At 71.2% G+C, this 11,968-nt stretch carries 7 protein-coding genes; 2 read left to right on the top strand and 5 right to left on the bottom strand.

From position 1 onward, the window contains the following. Nucleotides 1-61: 61 nt before the first annotated feature. The 5 genes from AC3EUV_RS31550 to AC3EUV_RS31530 all read right to left on the bottom strand — a co-directional run bounded on the left by AC3EUV_RS31550 (nt 62) and on the right by AC3EUV_RS31530 (nt 9,153). Entirely contained in the window at nt 62-1,213 is a 1,152-nt protein-coding gene (locus AC3EUV_RS31550; protein ID WP_435604441.1) for a helix-turn-helix domain-containing protein, read from the bottom strand. A gap of 110 nt (nt 1,214-1,323) precedes the next feature. Next, nucleotides 1,324-3,063 carry a group II intron reverse transcriptase/maturase gene (gene ltrA, locus AC3EUV_RS31545; RefSeq protein ID WP_488187989.1) on the bottom strand — a complete coding sequence of 580 codons (1,740 nt, stop codon included), beginning with the start codon at nt 3,061-3,063 and terminating at the stop codon, nt 1,324-1,326. Between the two features lie 774 nt (nt 3,064-3,837). After that, complete coding sequence (locus AC3EUV_RS31540; protein ID WP_435604418.1) at nt 3,838-5,643, bottom strand: serine/threonine-protein kinase; 1,806 nt, start codon at nt 5,641-5,643, stop codon at nt 3,838-3,840. Beyond that, nucleotides 5,640-6,365: a hypothetical protein gene (locus AC3EUV_RS31535; RefSeq protein ID WP_435604417.1), complete on the bottom strand. Its 726-nt coding sequence runs from the start codon at nt 6,363-6,365 to the stop codon at nt 5,640-5,642. Before AC3EUV_RS31535 ends, AC3EUV_RS31540 begins: the two co-directional genes overlap by 4 nt. 466 nt (nt 6,366-6,831) lie before the next feature. After that, nucleotides 6,832-9,153: an N-6 DNA methylase gene (locus AC3EUV_RS31530; RefSeq protein ID WP_435604416.1), complete on the bottom strand. Its 2,322-nt coding sequence runs from the start codon at nt 9,151-9,153 to the stop codon at nt 6,832-6,834. A 192-nt stretch (nt 9,154-9,345) separates the two neighbouring features. Here AC3EUV_RS31530 and AC3EUV_RS31525 point away from each other — a divergent pair, with 192 nt between their 5' ends. Then, nucleotides 9,346-10,137, top strand: coding sequence for a DUF4190 domain-containing protein (locus tag AC3EUV_RS31525; protein ID WP_432145593.1), 792 nt, complete (start codon nt 9,346-9,348; stop codon nt 10,135-10,137). 206 nt (nt 10,138-10,343) lie between these two features. Next, a complete protein-coding gene (locus tag AC3EUV_RS31520; RefSeq protein ID WP_435604415.1) occupies nt 10,344-11,882 on the top strand; it encodes a DUF2079 domain-containing protein in 1,539 nt (512 codons plus the stop codon). Nucleotides 11,883-11,968 lie beyond the last annotated feature (86 nt).

Here is an 11,968-nt window from a genome sequence, read left to right as displayed (position 1 = left end):
GAGTTGGAGACCCTGCCTCTCAATGGCACTTTCTTCAGGCTGCTCCCAGAAGTGTCAACGCTCACAAGGGAACTGACAGAGCGTCGGTCAAGCCTCGCATCTGCGGAGTCAGCGTGCGACGCCTCTTCACCACCTCCGCCAGGATGTCCTGCGCATATCGTTGACTGGTCAACCACTCCGGTGCCGTGGCGTGAATGTCCGACAGTGCGTCGACAGCCTCTCCGTACTGCCTCATCATCGTGTGCGCCTTGGCCACGTCGAGGCGGTGCCGGTGATACTCCGTACTGACCGCCTGACTACCGGAACGGCGGGCCATAACAAGCACCTTGTCGGGCTGGTCCAAAACGATGTGACGTTCGGCCGCCTTGTAGCTGACCGTGGCAGGCCCCCACGTCGTGAGCCGCTCCCTGCCCCGCGGCAGTTCCCGCCCGGTCAGCACCGAGACCGATCGCGCGAGCCGCATGGTGTCCGCGGCCTCGCCGGGCCGGTTGTCCCGAAGGTTCGCAGCCGACGCCTGCAACAGGAGCCAGCCCCACGCAGCGAGTTCTTCGGGCGTTGCCCGCGACACGCGGGGCTCAATGTCGTCGGCCCATCGGGTGGCCAGTTCACGGGCCCTGCGCAGTTTGCCCTGCCGGAGCAGGAGCCAGCTCCAGGTCGTGGCCACCGCAGCGCCACGGATGCGATCCGGCGCATCGTCCAGGGCGCGTTGCAGTGCGGTCTCGGCGGCATCGAACTGCCGCACTTGTGTGAGGACGGAACCTGCGATCTGCAGGAGTTGCGCTCGCAGGCCGCGGGCCGCTGTGGAATCCCCGAGAGCGTCGGCATCCCGCAGCATCGGGGCGAGCAGCACGGACAACTCGGCAAGGCGGTTGTCGAAGTAGGCGGAGCGCACAGCAGGGAGCGCGGCTCGGATCCCCTCTACCGTGGGCGCCTCCGCAGGCACCGCCGATGCGACCTGGACAGCACACAGAAGCGGCCGCCATGGCTCGGCCATATCGGCTTTGGCCCCGCAGTCGTCACGGTCCAGCAGGCTGCTGGTCGACACCCGCAGCGCAGCAGCGAACTTGTGGGCGGTTTCCAAACGAGTCCCAGCCACCGCCCCCTGCTCCAGTTGACGGATGAGGGAGAGTGAGACGCCCGAAGCGGCCGCCAGCTCCCGTTGGTTGAGCCCGCGACGCTTCCTGATTTCGCGCAGACGGGTACCGATGTGCATGTCAGCGTGTTCGGGCAGTCGGGTAGCCGGGTCGTGTTGCCACGACCCGGCCCCCTCAGAACCGGACGTGCCACTCGTCGCGGCATCCGGCTCAAGCGGGTCTTTGGCCATCATTCCAGCTCCTTCTTCCGGTCACCGGCATGTAATTGCCGATGGCATTGCGCGTGAATCACTTCCAGGTTGCTGAGGTGATCGGAGCCACCTCGGCTGCGGTAGACCAGGTGATGCACGTGAACTCCTCTGTAGGAGGCCGTGAACCACCGAGCCCAGTCCCGCACGTCGTCGGGGTCGAAACCCGCTCCTTCGATGAGGTCCTGTCCGCACCTGGTGCACAGTCCCTTCTGCCGGTAGGCCAGTTGCAGAATCCGCTTGGACTCTGCTTGTGGCATCCGCTTCCGGGCTCGATTGCGCCAGTAGTCCTCCAGACTTGGGTCGTCCCGGGAGCTTTCCCCCTTGACAGCCACATGCCGGACGATGCTGGTCCAGGAGAACTTGGGGAGGTAACGGGAAGGATTCCCGAACACCCATTTGTCTCTCCTGCCCTTCGCGAACTGTCCCCAGTACCGTTCCCGGATCCACCGGGCAGTCTTGTTCGGGTGGCTGTGAAGAGCCCACCGCCTCAAGGCCGTGTAGGTGTAGGTGTCCAGCTTCCCGAAGGTGTCGCTCGAAACCACGTGCCTGTAGTAGGTCGCCCACCCCCTGATAAAAGGGCTGAGTGAGAACACCAGCAGCTCCTCCGGGTGCCCCCGGTGAAGCCGGATGATCTCTTTGACTCTCCTCCTGGCACGTCGTACTGCTTCTTTGCTGGGCTTGATGATCAGTTTGTCCCCGAACCGGCGGACGGTGAAGCCCAGAAAGTCGAAGCCTTCATTGAGGTGGACAATCCGCGTCTTTTCCTCGTTGAAGGTGAGACCTCTGGGATCCAGCCAGTCTGACAGTTTGTTCTTGAGGCCCTCCGCCTCCTCCTTCGTGGAGCAGAGCCCCACGAAATCGTCGGCGTATCTGATCAGTGCCGGGGGAGAGTACTTGTCCCTCCCATGTTTCAGGGGCTGGTTGGCCCCCACGGCATCGCCCATCCCGTGCAGAGCCACGTTTAGCAACAGTGGGCTGATCACCCCGCCTTGGGGTGTTCCCTCCACGGTGTGCGCGAACGTGTTCTGCTCCATCACACCGGCCCTGAGCCATCCTCGTACCTGCTCGCGCCCTGGGAAGAGGCCGAGCGAGTTCATGATGTGCTGATGGCTGATGCGGTCGAAGGCCGCCGAAAGATCTGCGTCAAGTACCCACAGCCTCCGAGCGGCCTTCTTGGCGGTCACGTGGAAGATGGCTTCGATCGCGTCGTGGCAGCCACGACCCGGCCGGAACCCATAACTTCGCCCTTCGAACCGGGCTTCCCACTCCGGTTCGAGAGCATTCTTCACCCTGGCCTGGTTCGCCCGGTCACGGATGACCGGAATTCCCAGAGGGCGCTTCTTCCCGTTGGCCTTCGGGATATACACACGCTTGACGGGCCTCGCGGGGATGTCCGGCTTGGCTAAGATGCTCCTTGCCAGCCTTCCCCTGTCTGCCGGAGCGAGCGCAACCGCCCCGTCTATCCCGGCCGTCTTCTTACCGGTGCTCTGCTGCGCTACCCGCCTGACACTTGTCAAGGTGTTGGCCTTGGAGCGCAGCATGAGCTTTTGCAGGTTGCGCGCCTGCTTCAGGTTGCCTTCACGAGTGGCCCTGTAGATTCTCTGGCGAATCCGCCGTACAGCTGCTTCCTCCTGGCTCCAGTCGATGCTGTTCCAGAATTCAGCGTCGCCGCCCTCGGTTCCGTTCATCGAGGGGACGACCTCCGTAGTCTCTATCACCGGCGTCTCCCCTCTCTGCCTAACTTGCGCCTCGGTGCCGGTTTCTTGCCGTTGTCCCTACATGACCTACCTGGTCCACGTCAGCTCGCTTTCACGCCCGGCAACGCCGGTATCCGCCGGGTTATGCCAGCCTGGCGAGAGATGCCGTTCCGGCTGGGGTTTCCCCTGGGCTTTCGCCCTGACGACGTTCGCTTCTTGGACCATCCTGTTCCCGCACAGGATTTCCGCCTTCGTTGCCTCCGGCCTACCGGCTGACTCACCGGACCTGTACGGGGTTTCCACGTTCCGCTGCCTGCAGTTGCGACCAGATTGGGCGCCCTCTTTGAGCCGGCCTCCACGGTGACCTACGCACGAGGCCCACAAGACCTCACGCCCCCCAGTAATGGGACTGCGCCGTGCTGCGCTTCTCAACGCCAGAGGCTTCCACCGCCGTGTACTCACCATTGACGCGGTGTACGGATAACGGCCCTTAACTACAAGGGTTCGCTCTCGCTCGCCCGCCTGGTCTTCCCCTTCGCCTGTGGCTGGGTGATGGCCCACCCTGCCCTTGGACTTGACCACCTCGGCTCAGCACCCCCGCGTTGCCGCAGACGCACCCGAGGCTGGGGACCGACCGTCGGTCACGGGTCGGGGTTCATGGCTACCTCCCTGCCATCAACCGCTGCTGGGGCAGCGACTTCGTGTCGCACTACGAGGCTCCGTTCTGACTCGACACCAGAACGGTACCTCTGCCTGGCCAGGGAGAGCCCAGGAAACTCTGCCCTGTGGAGCCGCTCACCCCTGCACCCGCCCCAACCAATACAACGTCCTCCGCAGCTCCTCCGGGAACGGGTGGTGGGGGCCGTGGAGGCGTTCGGCGTCGTGGAGGAGGCGGGTGAGGGTTTCGTGGGCGGCGCCGCGTTCGCCCTGGGCCAGGAGCAGGTGGCCTATGGAGCGGCGGATTTCCAGGGGGCGTACGGGGTCGTCGGCGTAGTGCTCGAAGTAGGGGAGGAGGGCGCGGTACTCCTCCAGGGCCTGGGCGACCTCGCCGAGTTGTTCCAGGCACTGGGCGGCCTCGTAGTGGAACTGGAGGGCCTGGCGGGTGGCGCCGGCGCCGGATTCCTGACCGAACTCCTCGGCCAGCAGGCGGAGTTCGGGCAGGGCGCGGCGGTACTGGCCGTCGTCCATGAGGGTGGCGGCGTACTGCTTGCGCAGGGTGCGGACGACCGGGGAGTGGGCGCCGTGCCGTGCGGCGGCGGCCGGCAGGATGCCGCCGAGGATGTCCACGGCGCGGGTGATCCGGCCCTGGTCGAGCAGGCCCTTGACCTCGTCGACGGCGGCGGCGACGTCCGGTCCGGAGGTGGAGGGGGAGGAGGTGGAGGGGGACGGGGAGTTGGGCGTGGGGGTGTAGGGGGAGGCAGGTGCGTAAGCGGGGGCGGGGGTGTGGGGGATGGCTGCGGAGGTCCAGGCGCCGGGGCGGGAGGTGCGGGCCGCGGCGGGGACGGCGGAGGTGCGCGGGTCCCTGGCCGGGTGCGGGGTTCCGGCCGGGCGGGCGGAGCTGCCTTGGCGGGGTACGAGGCCCGGCCCGGTAAGAGGGGAGGACACCGGCACTTGTGGGGTGGCGAGGGCGGTCGGTGTCGGGGCGGCAGCCGGAGGGCCGGCGGAGCGGACGGGCCAGGGGGCGTGGGGCTGGCGGAAGGGGCGGGTGGGGTCCATGGGAGCGAGCGGGGCGGGCGGGGACTGGGCGGCCTGCGGGCCGGTGGTGGCGGTGGGCAGCAGGGGGGCCAGCGCCTGGTAGACCTCTTGGGCGTCGGCGGGGCGGGCCTGGGGGTCCTTGCGGAGGAGGCGGAGGACCAGGGCTTCGAGGGCCTCGGGGACGTCGGGGCGCAGGGTGCCTACCGGGACGGGCTCCTCGTGGAGGTGGCGGTGGAGCACGCCGAGGGCCGTGGAGCCGGCGAACGGGACCTCGCCGCTGAGGAGTTCGTGGAGCAGGACCCCGAGGGCGTAGAGGTCGGTGTGCGGGCCGACCGCGCCGCCCATCGCCTGCTCGGGCGCCATGTAGGCGGGGCTGCCGATGGGGGAACCGGTGTGGGTGAGACGGGTGGTGTCGGTGTCCAGGGCGGAGGCGATGCCCAGGTCGAGGATGACCACCGAGCCGTCCGGCCGGATCATGACATTGCGGGGCTTGAGGTCGCGGTGCACGATCGGGACGGCGTGGACGGAGGCCAGTACGGCGCAGAGCTGGGCCGCGACGGAGACCGCCCAGGGCCAGGGGTAGGGGTCGTGCTCGGCGAGGTGGTCGGAGAGGTCGGCGCCCTCGACGTACTGCATGACGAGGTAGAGGTCCTCGTCGTCGCTGCCCGCGTCATGGACGGTGACCAGCCCGGGGTGGTCGACCTGTGCGGTGACCCGGCATTCGCGGACGAAGCGGCGGCGCATCTCCTCACCGTCCGGGGTACCCGCCACCCGGTCGGGGCGCAGCAGTTTGACGCCGACCCGGCGGTCCAGGCGGCGGTCGTAGCCGATCCAGACCTGACCCATCCCGCCCTGGCCGAGCAGTGCGGAGAGTTCGTAACGCCCGCCGATGACCCGGCCGTTCACCGGCCCTCCTCCTTGCGGAGGAAGTCGCTGAGCTCATCGAGCTCGGCCCGCACCCGGTCGATGCGCTGCGGCGGCTGGGGCCGGTCCGGGGGCGCGGCATACGGGCCCGCGGGCGGCGGCGAGGGGTGGGGCGGTGCGGCCGGTCCCCCTGGCTGGGGCAGCCGGGTCTCGGTCAGGGCGTACGGGTTGACGGGGGTGGCGCCGCCCGGTGCGCCGTACGGCCGGTGCTCCGGGGCGTGGTGCGGGACCGGCGCCGGACCGTACGGGTGCGGCGCCGCCCCGGCGGCCGGTCCCCCGGCCGGATAGCCCGCCGGTCCGGCACCGTAAGCGGCTCCGAAGCCCGGCAGCTGCCCGGCCGGCGGCCCGTACGGCCGGCCGGCCGTCGGGAGCGCCGTCCGTGCCGCCCGCAGGTCGACCACGAGGTAATAGGCCACGGCGCCGGCCATCTGAAGCAGGATCACGGCGACCGCGACGTCCGTGTGCCAGTCCGTGTCGGGGTAGCCCCCGGACCACATGATGGTGGCGCCGAGCAGGGCCACATCGGCGCCGAACAGCCACCATCCCAGCGGCTTGCGCTGGACGAGCGCGGCCCGCAGCAGCGTGGCCCAGGACAGAAAGCCCAGGCTGAGCACCCCGACGGCCACGAAGAGCACCCGCAGCAGAACGACCGTGCCCGGTGCCGGGGGACGGTACGGCGGAGGGGCCTGGGCGGGGCCGTGCATTGCTGCTCCTGACGAATCGTTCGTGGCGGGCGGGGCGGCGTCGTAGCGGCCCGCCCGCCACCCGCTAGGGGGTGTCCGCGACGGGACTTTGCGGACACCCCCTGGCGCGGGCGGGCCCGGCTGCGCATACGTGCTTGCGAGCGTATATACGACGCCGCGCGCGCGTGCGAGGTTGTACGGATTGGACGATCGGATCTGCGGGGCCGGGGCCGGGCCGCGGGGGCGCTCCTCGGCGGTTCGACCGATGGCCCGTCCGACGGCACGTGCGCCGGCCTCCCCAGCCCGCCCGAGAGCCTCAGCCCGTACAACAACCCCACTCCGCCCGACGGCTTGCCCTCCGCCCCTCCGACGGCTTGCCCTCCGCCCCTTCCGACGGGCAGCCCGCCCGAGCCGGCCCGGCGCCATCGGGCCACCGTCAGCCCAACGCCTCCCAGCCGCCCGTCAGTCCGACGCCGCCCAGCCCCCGTCAGTCCGGCGCCACCGACCCCTCCGTCAGCCCATCGTGCAGCCCCTGGATGAGTTGCTCGCCGAGGCGGGACGCCAGTCGCAACGCGCCTTCGAAGTCGGCCAGTTCGCGGAAGCGCTGCCCGTAGCGGCGCTGTTCGGCGAGTGGCAGCCGGGGCAGGTGCAGCCGGCGGACGTCGAGCCGGGTGGCGGTGGAGGCGTAGCTGCTGGCCTGGCGGGTGTTGGCGGTACCGCGCAGGAAGCCGGCCAGGAACCAGGAGTCGAGGGCGGCCGGGTCGGGCCGCAGCAGGGTGAGGTTGCGGCCGAGGGCGGCCCCGGCGGTGGCCTCGTCGACGACCCGGGCGACGGCGCCGCCGCCGAGGACCGGGACGACCACATCGCCCTCGCGGAGCAGTACCGCCTCCTCCGCGGGCCCGGAGGCGGGCGCTTCGGGGAGGGCACCGGACGGGGCGCCGCCGCCGATCACGTCATGGTCGGTGAGTACCGCGGGCGCCTCCCCGGGCTCCCGGCCGCCCTCGGGCGGGGTGGTGCCCGTGAGCAGGGTGGTGCCCGTGAGCAGGGTGGTGCCCCCGCTGGTCGCCGCGGTGCCGGCGCCGCCCGCGCGCAGCACCAGGGCGCCGGAGCGAGCTAGTTCGCCGACGGTGGTCAGCGGCCGACGGGCGGTGGCGGCGGGGTCCGGGACGGTGTCGCCGGGCGCGGGCCGCGGGGTGAGCTCCGTCGTTCGGGCGAGGGTGGCGGTCAGCCGCTCGCGGACCCGGGCGAGTTCGGCCGGGCCGCCGGCTGCCGCGGGCGGCGGGAGGTGCCGGGCCGGAGCGAGATCGACATCGTCGTCGAGGAGGTCGATGGCGGCCAACGACCGGCGCACGCCGGGCAGTTCCTCGATGCCGCCCTCGCGGTCAAAGGTCTGCCAGGCCTCGACGGCGGTGGTGTGGACGCTCTGCCAGTCGGGCCGGTCCCGGCCGGCGGGGGTGCCGGTGGCGAGGTCGGCGGTGTCGACGACAAGGAGGTGGGGCGCGGGGGGCTGACCGCCGCCGGGCTTGCGCAGCACCCACAGATGCAGCGGGACGCCGTTGGGCGGGGCGGCGCCGGCGGGCAGGGCGATGACCGCGCGCAGGGCGCCGCGGCGCAGCAGGTCGGCGCGGATCCGGCGGCCGGAGCGGCGGGAGGCGGCGGCGGGCGGCATGAGGAGGACGGCGGTGCCGCCCGGCCGGAGCCGGGCCAGCGCGTGCTGCACCCAGGCCAGTTCGGATTCGGTACGGGCCGGGAAGCCGTACTCCCACCGGGGGTCGTAGGCGAGTTCGTCATGGCCCCAGTTGCGCTCGTTGAACGGCGGGTGCACCAGGACGGCGTCGGCGGCGAGTTCCGGGAAGGCATCGGCGCGCAGGGTGTCGGCAGCGCGGACCCGGACCGGGGCACCGGGGGCGCTCAGGGCGAGGCGCAGCGCGGTGAGCGCGGCGAGGTCGGGGTCGGCTTCCTGGCCGTGCAGGGTGACGGGGGCGGCGGGGGCGCCGGCCTGCGATGAGGTGGCGCCCGCACCGTCCGTTCCGTCAGCGGTCTCCTGCCCAGCCGTCTCTTGCCCGGCGGCGGCCTCCTGCCCGGCGCGCTCCCGGGCCGCGGTCAGCAGCGCCCCGGCGCCGCAGGCCGGGTCGAGGACGGTGCCCAACGGCGCAGCCGACGCGGCCAGTTCGGCCATCAGCGCGGCCGGTCCCGGCGGGGTGAGGGTGTACTGCCGGGGGTTGGCGTCCAGGTGACGGCCGAGCAGGAAGGTGTACGCCTGGGGGGCGCCGTCCGCCGCCGCGAGGTCACCGGCGGCCCGCACCAGCGCGGCGGACGGGGCGAGCGCCTCGCGGGTCAGTCCGCGTACGGGGTGCTCCGGGCCGAGCCGGGCGGCGAGGACGGCGTCCAGCATCGCGGGGAGCACACCGGTCAGTTCGGCGTCGTCGGCGGCAGTGCGCAGCTGCTGCCAGACCGCGGGCCGCTCATGGACCAGCAGCAGGACGGCGCCGGCCTGGCGCAGTGCGGTCGCGGTGCCGGCCGGGTGTCCGACGAGCTGCTGCCAGACCCGTTCACGGAGCGGGACCTCGGCGAGTTTGCCCTGGTCGCGCAGCCATTGCTCGATGTCGCGGAGGGCGAAGGCGGGGCTGGTCTCGGTGCCGCCGACCGGCTTGGGGAAGTCCGCGTGCCGGCGCCGCCAGTTGCTGACCGCGGCCCGGCCGACCCCGGCGAGCCGGGCGATACCGGCGGCGGTCACCTCGGCGGTGCCGGTGGCGGTCACCCCGGCCGTACCGCCCGTCGCGTTGTCCGGTGATGCGTTGTCCGGCACCTGGCTGACTCCCATCCGTGGCCCCCGACCGCTGTGTCGGCAAGCATACCCAGCAGCGATACACCTGCCCCTTCACAGCGTGAACCACTCAGCTTCATCCATTCATGTTGACTCGGTTCACAGCCTCTGTTCTTATTGACCCATCGCTTCGGCAGCAATCGATTCTTGAGCGCCCGGAAGGGGCCCCTTCGCATGTCTCAGCAGATGCACTACCAGCCCGCACCACAGGGGCCCACCGGCGCTCCGGCCCCCCAGGCGGCCCGCAACGGGCTCGGTGTCGCCGCCCTGATCCTCGGCATCATCGGCGCGCTCAGCGGCATCCCGATGATCCTGTTCTGGCTCGCCGGACCGCTCGGTGTGCTCGCCCTGATCTTCGGCCTGGTGGGCCTCAGCCGCGCCAAGAAGGGCCAGGCCACGAACAAGGGCGTGGCGGTGACCGGCACGATCCTGGGCGCCCTCGCGCTCGTCCTGGCGGTCGTCGGCGTCATCGTCACCGTGCTGGCCGTCAACAAGGCGGTCGACGAGGTGCACAAGCAGGTGGAGCAGCGCTCCGGCCAGCCGAAGAACGGCTCCGGCCAGAGCGCCGAGGACCTCGGCCCGGGCGAGACGGCGAAGTACAACAACGGCGTGCAGGTGACCGTCTCCAAGGCGGCCCCCTACACCGTCGACCCGAGCACCCTCGTCAGCGGCCACACCCAGGGCAACAAGGCCTACAAGCTCACCGTCACCGTCAAGAACACCGGCAGCAAGGCCTTCGACAAGCCCCTCGTCTCGGCCAAGGCCCGGGTCAACGGCAAGGAGGCCGAGGAGGTCGACGACGACAAGCACGGCATCCTGCACCACGACTTCGGCAACGCGATCAGCCCCGGCGAATCCGCCAGCGTGGAGATGGTCTTCGACGCACCGCCGGCCGCCAAGCAGCTCGACGTCGAGGTCACCCCGGACTTCCTGCTCGACGCCGTGAGCTGGAAGCTGGCCCTCTGAGCCACCGGCTCCCCGCCCCGCTCCGGACCCCGGCCCGACACCGCGACCCCGCGGTGCCGGGCCGGCGGCCGTCCCTCCCCGGGAACGCACCGCCCCAGGACCACGTCTGACCCACTGCCGGCCCGGCCGCCGTAGCGCAGCGGCCACCAGGCGGACCGGTCAGCCGGTTCGAGTATCTTTTCGGGCAGGGGAGAGTGAGGATCCGCATGGACACGGCCGCAGCAACGGCTGGGGGCGCCCCCGGACGGACTCCGGTAGCGGACCGCGGCACCGTGCCGCCGCCCCGGACCGCCGGGCCGGCCGCCGCCGCGACCACGACCACCGGCGCACCACCGCCCCGGCCCGGCCGGCTGCGGCACACCGCCGACCGCCTGCGGACCCGGACCGCGCCCCTCCGCGCCCCGCGCCTGGACCCGTACTGGACCGCCGGGTTCTTCTTCCTCGCGTACGCGCTGCTGTCCGTCTACCGGTACCGCACGATGTCCATCTCCTCCTGGGACCTGGGCATCTTCGAGCAGGCCGTACGGGGCTACGCGCACTTCCAGGCGCCGATAGTCGACCTCAAGGGCCCCGGCACGAACATCCTCGGCGACCACTTCAGCCCCGTACTGATCGTGCTCGCCCCCCTCTACCGGGTGTTCCCCTCACCCGTGACCCTGCTGACCGCGCAGGCCGCGCTGTTCGCCCTGTCCGTGCTGCCGGTCACCCGCGCCGCCGCCCGCCACCTCGGCCGCATCCCGGGCCTGGCCCTCGGCATCGCCTACGGCCTGTCCTGGGGTGTGCAGAAGGCCGTCGAATTCGACTTCCACGAGATCGCCTTCGCGCTGCCGCTGATCGCGTTCGCGCTCGAAGCGGTGCTGCGCGGGCGGTGGACCGCGGTGGTCTGCTGGGCCGCGCCCCTGGTCCTAGTGAAGGAAGACCTCGGGGTGACCGCGGCCACCATCGGCACGCTCGCCCTGATACGCACCCGCCGGGCCAGCCCCCTGGCCATCGGACTGGTCGCCTTCGGCATCACCGCCACCGCCGTCACCCTCGGCCTGCTGATACCCGGCTTCAACGGCTCCGGCTCGTACGACTACTGGACCAAGTTCGGCGCCGACGGCGGCGGGGCCACCATCCCCCTCGACGACGCCCTCCGCACCACCCTGTGGGTCCTGCTCCCCACCACCGGACTGCTCGCCCTGCGCTCCCCCCTCCTCCTGGTCGCACTGCCCACCCTCGGCTGGCGCTTCCTCTCCCACGAGCCGCACTACTGGGGCACCGACTGGCACTACAACGCCGTCCTGATGCCGGTCGTCTTCCTCGCGCTGATCGACGCCCTGCCGCGCATACGGGTCTCGGCCCGCCCCTGGCTGCGCTCGTACGCCCACCATCTGCCGGCCGCCGTCCTGGCCGCCGCCCTCGCCCTGACCGCCAACCTCCCTCTGGCCCGGCTCACCGAGGCCGCCACCTACCGCACCCCGCCGAACGTCACCGCCGACGAGAAGCTGCTGGAACGGATACCCGACGGCGCGACCGTGGAGTCCGACATCCGGCCGCTGAGCCGCCTCACCCACCGCACCCAGGTCTTCTGGATCGGCGACACGGGGGGGCTGTCGCCCCAGTACGTCGCTGTCCAGCTACGTGGTGACCGCACCCCGCGGCAGGTATTGGCGGAGACGACCGCCCGCCATCCCCGCTCCACGTATGTGGTGGTCGGCGACACGGCGGACCTTCTGGTGTTCCACCGAACGTCCGCGAAGTGACGGCCACGTTGTCGGGTGGCCCCGCCGTGCCTGTTTTTCGCCTGTCGGCGGGAGGGGGTGTGTAGGGGTGGGGCCCCGGATTGTGG

The organism is Streptomyces sp. bgisy130 (assembly GCF_057708345.1).
The sequence above is the reverse complement of the archived record's forward strand: the minus strand, read 5'-3'. Positions and strand labels throughout refer to the sequence as shown.